The 13,572-nt window shown below is 57.3% G+C and carries 11 protein-coding genes; 4 read left to right on the top strand and 7 right to left on the bottom strand.

From position 1 onward, the window contains the following. Positions 1–11 precede the first annotated feature (11 nt). Positions 12–464: a hypothetical protein gene (locus FAES_RS25280; protein WP_015334045.1), complete on the bottom strand. Its 453-nt coding sequence runs from the start codon at positions 462–464 to the stop codon at positions 12–14. Between the two features lie 264 nt (positions 465–728). Here FAES_RS25280 and FAES_RS25275 point away from each other — a divergent pair, with 264 nt between their 5' ends. Together FAES_RS25275 and FAES_RS30235 are read left to right on the top strand one after the other, a co-directional pair. Then, positions 729–1,601 carry an ETX/MTX2 family pore-forming toxin gene (locus FAES_RS25275; RefSeq protein WP_015334044.1) on the top strand — a complete coding sequence of 291 codons (873 nt, stop codon included), beginning with the start codon at positions 729–731 and terminating at the stop codon, positions 1,599–1,601. A gap of 76 nt (positions 1,602–1,677) precedes the next feature. Beyond that, entirely contained in the window at positions 1,678–1,896 is a 219-nt protein-coding gene (locus FAES_RS30235) for a hypothetical protein (RefSeq protein ID WP_148289446.1), read from the top strand. Positions 1,897–1,899: 3 nt separating this feature from the next. Here FAES_RS30235 and FAES_RS25270 read toward each other — a convergent pair whose 3' ends face one another. The 3 genes from FAES_RS25270 to FAES_RS25260 form a co-directional block, all read right to left on the bottom strand. Beyond that, the gene (locus tag FAES_RS25270) at positions 1,900–4,377 is read right to left on the bottom strand and encodes a hypothetical protein (protein WP_015334041.1); all 2,478 of its coding nucleotides are present in this window, start codon (positions 4,375–4,377) and stop codon (positions 1,900–1,902) included. 61 nt (positions 4,378–4,438) lie between these two features. Further along, positions 4,439–6,121 (bottom strand): RagB/SusD family nutrient uptake outer membrane protein, encoded by a 1,683-nt coding sequence (locus FAES_RS25265; protein WP_015334040.1) that lies wholly within the window; start codon positions 6,119–6,121, stop codon positions 4,439–4,441. Between the two features lie 39 nt (positions 6,122–6,160). Beyond that, entirely contained in the window at positions 6,161–9,184 is a 3,024-nt protein-coding gene (locus FAES_RS25260) for a SusC/RagA family TonB-linked outer membrane protein (protein ID WP_015334039.1), read from the bottom strand. A 177-nt stretch (positions 9,185–9,361) separates the two neighbouring features. Between FAES_RS25260 and FAES_RS25255 the strand changes: the two genes are divergently transcribed. After that, positions 9,362–10,726 (top strand): hypothetical protein, encoded by a 1,365-nt coding sequence (locus tag FAES_RS25255; protein WP_015334038.1) that lies wholly within the window; start codon positions 9,362–9,364, stop codon positions 10,724–10,726. Between the two features lie 53 nt (positions 10,727–10,779). Here FAES_RS25255 and FAES_RS29325 read toward each other — a convergent pair whose 3' ends face one another. The 3 genes from FAES_RS29325 to FAES_RS25240 are packed head-to-tail and all read right to left on the bottom strand — an operon-like array spanning position 10,780 to position 12,456. Then, positions 10,780–11,448: a hypothetical protein gene (locus FAES_RS29325; RefSeq protein ID WP_015334037.1), complete on the bottom strand. Its 669-nt coding sequence runs from the start codon at positions 11,446–11,448 to the stop codon at positions 10,780–10,782. Continuing rightward, entirely contained in the window at positions 11,445–12,110 is a 666-nt protein-coding gene (locus FAES_RS25245) for a hypothetical protein (protein WP_041258388.1), read from the bottom strand. The genes FAES_RS29325 and FAES_RS25245 overlap by 4 nt, the downstream gene beginning before the upstream one ends. Positions 12,111–12,114: 4 nt before the next feature. Beyond that, positions 12,115–12,456, bottom strand: a complete 342-nt coding sequence (locus FAES_RS25240; RefSeq protein ID WP_015334036.1) for a PadR family transcriptional regulator — start codon at positions 12,454–12,456, stop codon at positions 12,115–12,117. A gap of 131 nt (positions 12,457–12,587) precedes the next feature. Here FAES_RS25240 and FAES_RS25235 point away from each other — a divergent pair, with 131 nt between their 5' ends. Beyond that, complete coding sequence (locus tag FAES_RS25235) at positions 12,588–13,499, top strand: ROK family protein (protein ID WP_015334035.1); 912 nt, start codon at positions 12,588–12,590, stop codon at positions 13,497–13,499. Positions 13,500–13,572 lie beyond the last annotated feature (73 nt).

The raw sequence follows: 13,572 nt of genomic DNA, 5'->3' as shown, positions 1-13,572 counted from the left end.
GACGTGTCGACTTATTGACAACGGGCGTCGGGCTCACCGATGAACAGCGGGCTGGTTGGGTCGCACATGGGCGGGCAGATCTGCGAGAAATCAAACACTTGATAATTCGCTTCCAGCGTCGTGTCGTCCTCCTGAATCGTTACCTGACCAACCAGATCGACAATCAGGTCCGGGTCCGAGGCTTTGGGGTCGATGGTGCCCTGGCGCGTCGCTGATACCATCAGCAGACAGGCTTTCAACTGGCCATCCGAATCAACGTCTTTGCGACGACCCATGTAGAGGCGCACGTATTCGGTATCGTACTGCCTGAGCAACTCAATAAAGTCTTCGCGGTGCACCAGAAACGCCCGCATATCGGTGGGGTCGAGGGTTTTGCCTTCAGTGTTGGCACTGACCCAGTTGGTGACCCATTGTTCGGCGTCTTTGAGGGGTACGGCGTAGGTAGGCGTTTTGTCGGTTTGCATATGAAGGAAAAGGATTAAGTGGCAAAGCAACACATTCTAATAGGATCATGCCCCCGTAGAAACACCCGTTTTCAAAATCGGTCAGAAGCACCGGGGGCTGCCACCAGAAACTACCCGCTTTGCTGTTTGGGTTGTTCTGCGCCTGCGCCGAGGGGGGCATTACCCCACCTTTGCTACCGTCAAACGATCGCCGGTTGAGCCTCCAGCCAGGCGCTTCGTCTGACGAAGTGACTATCCTTTTTTCACCTTAACACACAAAGTATCATGGCAACTTCTTTGCAAGACATTACCAATGCCTGGGGCAACTGGATGAACAAACAGTACAATGGGGGCGGCGTAAAGTTCACGGCCAGTACCAATTACAGCCAGCACAGCGAACTCGACGATTACCGTCAGTATGAAGTGCAGGCCAATCAGCAACCCATCGTCTATGACCCCAACGCACCGTCACCGGAGCCCGGCACGGTGTCGTCGGTACACACACAGTTTCGGAACAATAGTTCTATTCCCCAAACCTATACCTACAAGCAGGAGGAAACCACCGAGCAGTCGTTTACGTGGTCGGTGACCGAAGACCTCTCAATCGGGATTGAGGTAAGTGCCTCAGTCGAAGTACCGACCGTTGCTGAGCTGGGAACGAAGGTGACAACTACGGTTTCGTTTTCGGCCTCGCAGCAGTTCAGCACCGACCATTCGCAGACCTGGAGCGTTGAGCAGCCTGTAACGGCCCCGCCCATGACGATCCTCGACACCACGATGGTGATTGGCACGCAGAGCTACAACATCAACTGGAATGCCAACTGCCTGCTCACCGGGTACGTGGCGATCTGGTTCAACGACAAGGTGAAGCTCAGCGGCTCCAACGACTCGCACCATCTGTATTTCGTGAAAATCGAGAAGGTCTTCAACGAGTGTAAGCAGAACAACCTCATCAACATCAAGTCGTCGGAATACGCGATCAACAACAGCTCGGTATCGGCTTTCTCAAGCGGTACGTTCTATGGCGGCCAGGGCGTTGGGGTGCAGATTCAGGTCGATGAACAGCCGGTGGGTGGCCCGAGCGCAAGCCTGGCCGCCACGTCGAATACCTACATGATTCCGGTTGAGGAAGACGCCGTATTAGGCGTAGAAGCGTAAATCTAACCCATAGCACCGACCGTTTAGCTCCATCACCCGATGGGCCCGACGGTCGGTTGCCTTTCTGTTGACCACTATGGTCTTTCGTCTGAACGTAGCGCTGCTGCTTTGCCTGAGTTGGCCCGTTGCCACTCCGGCCGCCACGCCACCCGGTATCGGTTTCAAGAAACTGGTAGCGGCTGGGTACGTTAGCCGTCGGCCAACGTACCCAGCCGCCCAGCCTGGTTTACGAAGTGTCAAGTCGCCTCAGCGAAACCGGCTCTCGCTGCTACGGCCCCTTGGGTTACTGCGCTGACCGTTATTCATACTTGAGCCGTGTGGTTGCCTCGCAGGCTTTGTCGGTTTTGAAGCGAATCCAGCGTGCCTGAAATTCGGCCGGAAATACAAACGTATTGACCTGGCCGGGCGCTACCGTAATGGTTTTATAAGGCATCCAGACCCCCGTGCCTACGGGGTCGGCTTCGAGGGTAAACGTAACGGGCGAGCTGGCTTTGTGCGACAGTTGCAGGCTCCGCTGGTCGTAGAACCCGATCAGGTAAGGGTCCGACGTTTCGTTGGCTTTCACCGCTGCATTGGTCCAGGGGCCACCGTGGCCGGTTGGTTTACCCAGTTTCCAGAGGTCGTCGATCGCCCCCGCCCAGATGGCCGCTTTCTTGTCGTCCGAAACGATAATGTGTTCGTTGGAACGGGCGGCCTGTAGGTCGATGCCCGTCATCACCAGCAACCCCCGATACGACGCATAATCGTTGATCCGCAGGTTGTGCGAGGCAATAGGCCTGACTTTGGCGTAGCCATCGGCGTTTTCAGCGGGGAGTTCATAAAATGTGCCGTGGCAGTTGAACAGGTCCCGCTCGGTAGCCACTTCCCGGCAGATACGGAGAGCACTCTGATTGGTCAGGTCGGTGTAAGCGTTGTCCCCCAGCGGAAACCGCCATCGCCGACCTTTGTCATCGACCACCAGCACGCTGCCGCCATCGACCGTAACGACCCGCTCGGGAATGGCGAATTTGCGTTTGATAAACGACTGCGTCTGGGCGTCGGCTTTGCGGGTCAGGCGCATGTCGGCGTCGAGTTCGTAGTAACCAACGTCGGTTGGCAGGGCTCCTTTATAGGCTAACGCACTCAACCCCAGTGCCCGCCGGTTGTCGCTCAAGCCATAGAGCAGGCCGCCCGTCGTGTTGGTGGTGGTTACGTTAGCTAGGCCGTTGAACAGCGCGTTGGTCGCCCCGGAGCGGGTATCCTTTGCCCCATACGTGAACTGCGCCGACAGGGTCGTGGCTTTGTCGGACCGAAGTCGAATCCATTCGCCGGGGGCGTTGGCCGGGAACACCACCTGCGCCGCGCTGTGCGCACCCAGCGCGGTAGTCTGGAGGCTGCTCCAGTTGCCCGTGCCGGTTTTGTCGACCTCAAACGTAAGCGTTACGGCGTCGCCGGTGTTCTGCACCCAGGCCGACCGGTTGGTCCAGCCCGCAAACAGGAACGGATCGGAAGGCTGGTTGGCTTTGACGGCTTCGTTCAGCCAAACAGCCCCTTCGGCGGTGTTGGGGCCGAGCTGATCAGGTACGTTGAGCGGCGCAAACCACAGGTTGGAGTTCGACTGGCCGGGGCCTTCGATCGCGCCTTTGGTGTTGCGCTTGTTCAGGAATTCTTTCTGGGCCGAATCGTCGCAGCCAAAGACGAGTTGATTATTCCAGCGCGTGAAATCGCCAATTACTTTCAAATACGCCGTCCGGGGCCGAATGCCCGCCGTGTTGGTCGCCGTGAACGTACCTGGAAACCGCCAGAACAGGCCGTGCATCGTCATCAGGTAATCGGCTTTCTGCTCGGTGCCGATATCGCGGATGCGGGGCCATTCGGTGTTCCAGCCGTGCGCGCCGTCGTAGCTGTGGCTCGCTTTGGGTAACCGAAAGAAGTGCCAGCCCGTGGGTTTATCGCGCACGCCCAGCAACACCGATTTGTGGTCCCAGCCGGTGGCCCAGATGGGGTCGGTGTCGGGATTTTTGTTACCGTAAATACCGCCCGGCCCGGTTACCTCCACAAACTGATTCCGCCGCACCACGGTCCAGTCTTTGCCATTCCACTCCGACAGCGAACCCGCGTCGATATCGAACTGCACGAGTGCTTTTGGCCCCGGCTCCCCGTTGTTGGAATATACCATCACGCCCTGCCCCGAATAAAGGCCCTTACCGTGGGCACCGGGTAGCAGCGCGTTTTGCTGGTTGTTCGATTCGTCGGATTCCTTGTGCGTTTTCCGGTTGCCGTCTTCATAGAGCGTGGTGGGAGCCAGCGTGACTACGTCCACTTCGTAAAAGCCTTCCTCCATGGTCCCGTACAAAATCTTGCCTTTCGGGTCGGTGAGGTGGCGGGCGTTGCCAGTGTGGCGGCCCGGCATGGTTTTGTAGGGAATGGTCCGCACGTGGCCGTTGGCATCAATGGCGTAAGGGCCAATAAACAGCTGGTTGCTCTCCGGGTGAATCATCCGGTTGGCGGGGGTGCCGCCAATGCTTTCCGAGCGGACAATCTGCTGCAAATCCGGGGTTATTTCGTACAGCTTGTCCGACGAACCCTGCGGCAGATGTGGCCCGTAGGTGATGACCCAAAGCTTGTTGGCCCAGGGCACCACGGCCCCCGTGCCGCACTCGCCTTCGTTGTTGTACATGGCCAAGTGCGGGTAAATACCGCTGTAGGAAGGCCGTTTTTTAGATTGTGCCTGACCAAACTGGCTGTGGCTCAGCGCCCAGGCCAGCAAACAAGCCGAAAGGATGTATTGCTTCATTAGATGGAGTAAATCGCCGGTCTGGCCGGGCAACCCGTGCCGCAGCCAGACCGGGCATGGGTTAATAGCCCTGATTTTGCGTCATGTTCGGGTTTACGCGGCGTTCAATGGCCGGAATGGGCCACAGGTATTGCCGTGTTTTGTCGAAACTGCGCTGCGCCACTATTTTGACGTCGGTACCGAAGCCCGAGTAGTCGGCAATGCCATCGTCGTCGAGGGGGGTAATGCCGGGAAACGGCCACTTCGAGCGGTTTTGCACCGCCGGGTCGGGCAGGCCGATTACCGGGCGGGTCAGGGCTTTTTCGGCCAGCCGCCAGCGGATAAGGTCCATGTACCGAAGCCCCTCTTTCGCAAACTCGACGCGCCGCTCCCGCCGCACCACCTGCCGAAGCTCGGCTACGCTCGTTGATGTAACGGCGGGGTAAGCCGACGTTTGCCCAACCGCCACACCGTAGGCGCGGGCACGTACCTGATTGATGGCGTTCAGTACGCTGGCGTCGATCTCGTTCAGCTCAATCTTGGCCTCGGCATAGGTGAGCAGAATTTCGGCATAGCGGATGATGATGGCGTCGCTGTCTTCGCTGCGTTTGTCGGCCCAGGTCTGGTCGATGCCTTTTTTCCAGAGAAAACCCGTAAAGCTGGCAAACGCCGCCACGGCCCGGTTGTCCAGGTTCGATACGCGCCGGTTGTCTTTGCTGCTGAAGGTGGTGGTGCTGTCGGGGTGGGGCTGGTAGTTGTAGCCGAGCCACTGCGTGCCAAACTCCACGATGGAGGCCGTCAGGCGCGGGTCGCGGTTTCTGAACGGCGCTTTGGGGTCATACAGGGGCGACTCATCGATGGGTTTGCCATCGCGGCATTCATACGCGTCGACCATTTCGCGGGTCGGGATCTGCGCGCCGAAGCCGCCCGTCAGGCGGGGGAGTTGGTCCTGCACGTTGGTGCCTTGGGTAAACACTTTCTGGGCTTCGTCGCGCGGAATACTGATGATGAGCTCGGGGCTGGTCTCGCCGGCTTTCAGAAAAAGCTGGCTGTAGTTGCCGTGAAGCGAGTAGGCCCCCGCGCCCGTAAACTGCATGATCGCCTGCGACGCATCGCGGGCAACGGCCCAGTTGCCTGCATACAGCGCCGTCCGGGCCTTCACGGCGAGCGCGGCCCCTTTGGTGAGCCGTTTTACGGCCGAGGCGGCATACGACTGCGGCAGGTTGGCGATGGCAAAATCGAGTTCGTCGAAAACGAACTTCAACACCTCGGCTTGCGGGGTCCGGGTTACGCTATACGACTCTTCCAGCACGGTGGGCTTGGTCAGCAGGGGTACGTCGCCGAAGTGCGCGATGAGCCGCGCATATTCGTAGGCCCGAATCAGCCGCATCTCGGCTTCCAACTGCTTCAGCGTAGCGGCGGGTGTGCTGGCAGCGGCCCGGTCTTTGTTGGCCAGAAAGGTGTTGGTCCGGGCAATGGCTTTGTAACAGGCCACCCAGAAGGCTTGCACGGTGGCGTCTTCGGCATTCATGGTGCCGAACGTGACAGCGTTGCCCAGTTGCCCCCGGTGCCAGTAATTGTCGGTAAATTGCTCGTTGTCGTTCCCCCAGAAATCGAGCCGGTACAGGTCATTGACGGCCAGTTCGAGCTCGGTCTGGTTTGAATAAAACGTAGCCGTCGACGGTTCGGAGAGCGGGTTCAGGTCCAGGCTGTTGCAGGCCGATACGCCCGCCGCCAGCAGAAAGACAAGGGATGATTTTTTCATGATCAGCAAGATTTTATCAATGCAGGAATCGGCGGTCGGTTAAAACTTCAGCGTGGCGCCTGCCATCAGGGTCGTGACGATGGGGTATGACGAACCGCCTACCTCCGGGTCCCAGTATTTGGGGAAGTTGTGGACGGCAAACACGTCGTTGGCCGAGACGTACACCCGCGTCGATTGCAGCCCGATTTTCTTCAGAAAATTGTTGCGGAGCGTATAGCCCAGCGTGATGTTTTTCACCCGGAAATAGGCCCCGCTAATGAGCCAGAAATCCGACATCTCGTAGTTGGCCGCCAGCGAGCGGGTCGACAGGCGGGGGTAGCGGGCCGCCAGATTTTGCTCGGCGGAGTTGGTTTTGCTCCAGAACCTGCCCACCAGTTCCTCAGGTACGTTGCCAAACGCTTCGGCAAAGGGCCGCACGACGTCGTCGGGCAGGCGGCTGCTTTTCTTGGCTACGCCCTGCATCACCAGCCCCAGGTCGAAGCCATTGTAATCGAGCCGGATGGTGCTGCCGTATAGGTAGCGGGGTAACGAGCCGCCCAGCAGCACTTTATCGTCGGGCGTAATCTTGCCGTCGTTGTTCAGGTCGAGGTAGCGCACGTCGCCGGCCGAGACGTTGGTGTTGAGGCGGGGCGAGTTGGCGGCTTCGTCCTGCGTCTGGTACAGCCCCGCCGAGCGGTAGCCAAACCACTCGTTGAACTCGCTGCCCTTGAACGTCGACTGCGCGCCCAGCACCTGCGTGCCTTTCAGGTCGACGACCGTCGACTTGGCATCCGACAGGTTGAAGGCCACCGAGTAGTTGAGTTTACCCAACCGGTCGCGCCAGGACGTTTCCAGTTCCCAGCCCTTCACGTCCAGAATGCCCGCGTTCTGCTGCGGCCGTTCGTAGCCCAGATAAAGCGGAATGTCGAGCGCCAGCAGGATGTCGTAGGTACGTTTCTGGTAATAATCGGCCGAGATGGTGAGCCGGTTTTTCAGGAAGGCCGCGTCGATGCCCACGTCGACGGTGCGCGTGGTTTCCCACGAAATATTCTGCACCGCGTAGTCGACCTGACCACCGCCGTTGAGCGGCACCACCACGCCGTTCTGGTAAAAAAGCGCGTTGCTGAAGCTGATAGTGGCCTGATAGGGATAGTTGCCAACTCGTTCGTTGCCCACTTCGCCATACGAGCCGCGCAGCTTCAGGAACGAAAGCCAGCTGCTGTTTCTTAGAAAGGCCTCTTCCGACAGGGTCCAGCCCGCCGATACCGACGGGAATAGGGCACCCCGGTACTGTTTGTCGAACCGCGACGATTTGTCGTAACGCAGGTTACCCTGGAGGTAGTATTTGTTCTTATAGTCGTATTTAACCCGCCCGAATACCGACCGAAGCGCCACCTCGTTGGCACTGCCGGAATTGTCGCGCAGTTCCTGGGAGCCTGCATTCAGATAGGGGAAATCCGTGAGCGCAAACCCGCTGCGTGACGCGCCCAGCGATTCAAACGAGTTATAGATTTCTTCGTAACCGCCCAAAATGTCGATGTTGTGCCCACCGGCCAGATCTTTGTTGTAGTTGGCGAGCAGTTGACCCGTGATGGCCAGGCTCTCGTTGCGCCCCTCGGTGAGGGTGGTGCGGGCCTGATTGCTGAAGGAACTGGGCGTGCCGTCGGGGTTGGTGAAGGCGATCCGCTTGGCAAAGGCCTTTGTTTTGTCGAGGTCGATGGTGGGCGACACCAGGGCCGTCAGCGTGAGGCCGTCGACGGGTTTATAGTTGAAGGCCAGCCGCCCCAGAAACTGGTTGAAGGTGCCGTTGCTGGTGCCGCCCTCGTTGAGCTGGGCAATGGGATTACGCCCGTCTTTCGCCAGCGCATATCGGCCATCTGCATAAAAATTGTCGTAGATAGGAGGCATCACCCGCGCCTCGTAGATCGGGTTGACCACCGGCGTAACCGTGTTGGTGCGCTTGTAGGCCACGTCGAGGCTGGCGCTCAGCTTCGGGTTGATTTGCAGGTCGTTGTTGACCCGAAACAGATACCGCTCGTAGGAATAGTTGGTGTAGAACGCATCCTGCTTAACGTACCCAAGCGACGCCTTGGTTTTGATTTTACCCGTCCCCATCGTAAAAACCAGGTCGTGCCGGTAGCGGGGGGCGTAGGTCTTCGTCATCACCGTGCGCTGCCAGTCGGTGTTGGCAAACGGGAAGAGGTCGGGCGTGTCGCGGTTATACTTCTCAAAATTGGTAATGACGTCCTGCGAGTAAGGGCCAGTGGCCGAACCGTCGTTGGTGGCCTGTTCGTTGAACAGACGCATGTAGGTGGGGGCGTTGACGTAGGTGGGCAGGGCGGTGGCTTTCTGAACGCCATATTCGCCCGTATATTCAAAACTGCTGAAGCCTTCTTTGGCGCGTTTGGTGGTGACGAGCACGACGCCCGCCGCCCCGCGCGACCCGTAAATAGCGGCCGACGCAGCATCTTTCAAGACCGTCACGGTTTCGACATCGCCCGGATTGACGTTGTCGATGCTGCTGACCGGCACGCCATCCACGATAATCAGCGGGCTGTTGGTGCCGAGCGTGGTGATGCCCCGGATCAGGATACTTGAGCTGGCCCCCGGTGCGCCGCTGCCACGGGTTACCGAAACGCCCGCGATGCTGCCTTGCAGCGCTTCCGAAATCTGGGTGGTTTGCCGCCCCGCCACGTCTTTGGCTTCGATGGTCGAGAGGGCACCGGTCAGGTCTTTTTTCTTCTGCGTGCCGTAGCCCACGACCACCACCTCTTCGAGCGAATTGTCGTCGGGCTTGAGGCTGATGTTCAGATTGGCCTGATCCGTTACGTTTACTTCCTGACTTTGGTAACCCACAAACGAGAAAATAAGCGTGACCGGGCCACTGTCGGGTAGGTTGAGTTTGTACTGGCCATTGGCCTCGCTGACCGTACCGCGCTGCGTTCCTTTCAAGACAATACTGACGCCGGGCAGCTCCTTGGCGCTTTCGTCGGTGACCCGGCCGCTGATGCTCCGGTTCTGCGCCAGCATCGGAGCGAGCCAGCCCAGAAACAGGGCGCAACTTAGTAGAAGTTTTTGTCGCATATTTTTATCGATATTTAGTGAATCATAGCCGTCGGGAGGCGACCAGAGGTGATTCAAAAATTTGACTGTGCGAATATAAAATTGCACTATGTGGTGCGGCAGTAGCCTAACTTACCCATTTTCTTGTCCAGAATTATGGACAAGCTAACCTGTTGATAGAGAAGATATTGCTGAGTGATGGTCGCGGAAAATGGACAAGATAAGGCTGCCTGTTATCACCAACTGGACCGCTGCTGTCTGCTGGTGAGTGAGGTGTTCGGGAACCCCAACTGGGAAGACTGGACCAACAGCGATTTCGTCAGGCTTAGCCATACGCTGTTCCGGCAGACGGGCGTGCAGATCAGCCCGAACACACTGAAGCGAATTTTCGGCAAAATCAGGACCGGCTCCCGCTATTACCCGCAAAAAGCAACCCGCGACGCGCTGGCGAAGTATAGCGGCTACACCGATTGGGAACACTTTGTTGAGGCATCGCCCCAGGCGGAGTCAATACCCGACCAGACAATCGAGGTGCCAGATCAGCCAATCGTAGCCGTGTCGGTAGCTGTGTCTCCTCATCCGATTGGCCCATCGCCGCAGAAGCGGTCGGGTACGTGGCGTTGGCTGGCTGGGCTGGCCGTTATTGCCTTATTCATCGGGGGAATGGCTACGTACCGCCACTTTCTGACCAAACCGGCAACCACGGGGGCGGTGCAACTCATTTGTAAGAACCCAATCGGCGAGAATCCGCACTCGGCCAATTTTCAGATTCGTGGGCTGGCTGGCGTTGCCGACGACCCGGTGCCGTATGTTATTGAGTTTGGGGATGGTCGGCGTAAGCCCATCGAGGCCGAAGTTTCTACCGCCCTCTACAACCATTATTACGAAAAGCCGGGACGTTATTTTGCCGTCCTGAAACAGGGCACTCTCCGCCTCGATACCGCCACCATTTACTTGCCGACCAAAGGCTGGGTAGCCACGGCCCACATGCCCCACGACACGACGCGGGTGTATCCGATCGACGTACCCGGGTTGTTTGTGGGTGGTCGGCGAAGCGTTGGCCCGCTGGCTGCCGCGCGTGCGGGCGTCGACACCAACCGCACATTTTTTATCGGGTTTACGAATACGCAGGTTACGGATATCGACGCCGATAACTTTGAGTTGACCACCCAGGTGGTAACCTCGCCCGACCGGGCCGGTGTGCGCTGTTCACAGGTGGGCGTTACCATATATGGCGAGTCGTCGCAGCACACCGTCGACATTATCAAGCCGGGATGTGTCTACTGGGCGGAAATGCAGTTTTCCGACCAACACAAAAGCGGTTCACGGGATGATGTCCGTTTTCTGGGCGCAGACCTACGCCGGGGCGGTACGCTGACGCTGCGGGTCGTCGATCAGCGGGTACAGCTGTTCATCAATGGGCGTCGGGTACATGAAACCAGCTACAAAATGCCACTGAAACGCATCTACGGCGTCACCGTCGAATTTGCGGGTGTAGGCGCCGTCAACTCGTTTTCGCTCAAAGACCTGAAAACAGGCAAGCCCTTCGACGGTAATTTTTGAGTTAATCACAGTTGGATCAACCGGTAAGTCGACCATTGGTAAAGTTCCGTAGTTCAGGCCTTAGTGACCGAATTTCGTTGTTGCATGATGGCTTGTAAAAACCCGCCGACAGCTAGCTCGTACACTACCACTGTGACGATAACCAGGACTGATAATAGCCAGTTGGCCGTGGCAGATGAGTCGCCTTTTAGGAAGAAACGCGGCCAGATAACGACCCAGCAAATCAAGCCGTAGTGGCTATAGAGCATAGACAGCGTCTGATTGGTCAGGCGGGGCGATTGCTTTTTCCAGCGCCGATACCACGTACCCAGCAGTAGGATTAGAAAATGCCCTACGGCCACCGCCACAGCGAAATTGGCGGCATACGTAACCTTTGACGCCAGCACATTCGTCGACGACAGATACACCAGCGTGGCCACCAGCGCCATCGTGTAAGCTGCCCGTGGCCATTGCAGATAGCTTAGCAAAATTTTCTGCATCAGGCGACGGGGTCGCCGCGCCTGTTCCTGTTCAAATTGTTCTTCCAGCGCCAGCAGTCCCTTGCGCCCGCCAAAGCCCATGTGAACGGCTCGCAGGGCGTCGTCGAATGATTCACCAGCCGCCATATGATCGATGATCCCTGCTACGTAGTGGTCGGTCAGTTCGGCAATCAGTTCCTCACTTAGTAGCCAGTTGTCGGCGCGCAGGTGCTTATCAATGAGGCGTAATTGGTGCGGAGTCATCGTGTTGTTGATAGGGTATAAGCTACTTGCACATGGCGGCTGGTTATGCAGAACTGGAAGCAGAGGCCCATGCAGGTGAGCCACGTCAATGCCAGATCAGCTAAGGATGGGATTGTCTTTGATCCTAACAGCACAGGTAAAAAGCCGCAAAGGATTACAAGATTCTGCTCGTTCAGCAGTTTGATAACGAGCGTGTAGGGTGTGTTTGCCCGCCCTTTCCGGTATAACCTGTATTGATAAGCTGACTGTATGAGCGGAACGAGCCAACTGCCTATATAAAGCGCCGTAAACCCTCCTGCCAAGATGTGCAGGCGATTGGCGCCAGGTGTTGATTCAATCACCTGCCATAGCCCAAAGCCTACCATAATCACCAGCGCTACGACAACCGGGCGTCGTAAGGCCATTGTGTACTGCTGCTTCACCCATCGCTTATACTGCTGCTTTATGGCTGCTTTTCGGTACGCTTGAATCTGGTGAATAGCCGGTTGCCCGCCCAGCGAGGAAGTGGCTCGACGAAAGGCAACGTCGAATGGAAGCGTCTGCTGCATAGACTCTTCTATACTGCATGACAAATGATCAAAGAGTTCGTCAAAGACTTCTTTATACACGATCCCGTTCTGTTGCAGGTACGTTACTAGCTGTTGCCGTTGGTGCGGAGTCATGGGACTAGATGGCTGGTTTCAGGTTCAGGATGGTGTTGAGGTGTTCCACAAATGCCCGTAGTTCCGAAACGCGCCCGACGGCCTGTTGCTGCCCGTCGCGGGTAAGGGAGTAGTACTTTCGGGCGCGCCCGTCCACCAGCTCGGTCGTGGCCGTGAGCAGGCCCTCGGCTTCGAGTTTGTGCAGCGCCGGGTAAAGGGCCCCTTCCGTAATCATCATCTCGCCAGCCGTAAGCGCTTTCACCTGCTGCGTGATCTCGTAGCCATACATGCGGTCGCGCTCTTCCAGTAGCCTAAGGATAATTACGGACAGACTTCCTTTTAGTACATGTTGAGTGGTGCTGTTCATGCCCGAAAATAAGTAATGAAATTACATACATCCAAATCTTAGGTATGTAATGTCAAGACCTTCCGTAATTTCGCGGCATTCTGACTCTACGGCTCACTTAATTCTTCATTCATAAATTTTCATTCATAGGAATGGCTTCAGCACAGTATTTAGGTATCGACGTGGGTGGCACCAACGTCAAAATGGGCGTTGTTGACGCGAAAACGGGCAAAATCACCAATTTTTATAGCCACGACACGGCCAGCTGGCGCGAATCGGGCCATTTCATGGAACGCTTCGCCGATGCCATCGCTGTCGAGCTGTACGCCAATAAAGACGTAAAGAAGGTGGGTATCGGGCTGCCGGGCATGATCAACCGCGACCGTACGGTCCCTCTCGAGATCACGGCCATCCCCGAGCTGGACGGTGTGCCGATGGTCGATATCCTGACCAAGCGCTTCCCCGACGTTGAATTTTTCCTGGAAAATGACGCTAACGCCGCCGCTCTGGGTGAATTTTACTTTGTGGAGGACATGAACGATGAAAACTACATCTTCATCACCCTCGGCACGGGCGTAGGCGGAGCAGCTATCATCAACAAGAAAGTGTTTGTTGGTGGTGACGGTAACGCCATGGAGCCTGGCCACATTCCGTCGCGCAACGGAAAAGTGCTGGAGCGCAACATCGGCAAGAAAGAGTTGCTCGATCTGGCTACACTCCGTCGCTCTGAGTTCAGGGGCAAGACGATGTTGTCTGACGACGGCACCATTTCGACGACGGGGCTGGTGGCCGCTGCCGCGGAAGGCGACGCGCTGGCACTGGCCATCTGGGCTGAAGTGGGCGAGATGCTGGGCGATGCGCTCGTGACAATGGTTCGGATTCTCGACATCAAGCAAATCCTGATCGGCGGTGGCTTGTCGGCGTCGTTCGACTACATTATGCCCGCTGTTAACAAACAACTCGACTACTGGCTCACGCCTTACTACAAAAAGAGCCTGACCGTGACGAAAGCCACGCTGGGGAATGACGCCGGCCTGCTGGGTGCCGCATCGCTCTGTTTTTAACAAGCGAACGAGATAAAGCGTGAATGAGTGAAAGGGCTGACGCAGGCACAATGGGCGCGTCAGCCCTTTTTCT

Source organism: Fibrella aestuarina BUZ 2 (genome assembly GCF_000331105.1).
GTDB classification, from domain to species: Bacteria; Bacteroidota; Bacteroidia; order Cytophagales; family Spirosomataceae; genus Fibrella; species Fibrella aestuarina.
The sequence above is the reverse complement of the archived record's forward strand: the minus strand, read 5'-3'. Positions and strand labels throughout refer to the sequence as shown.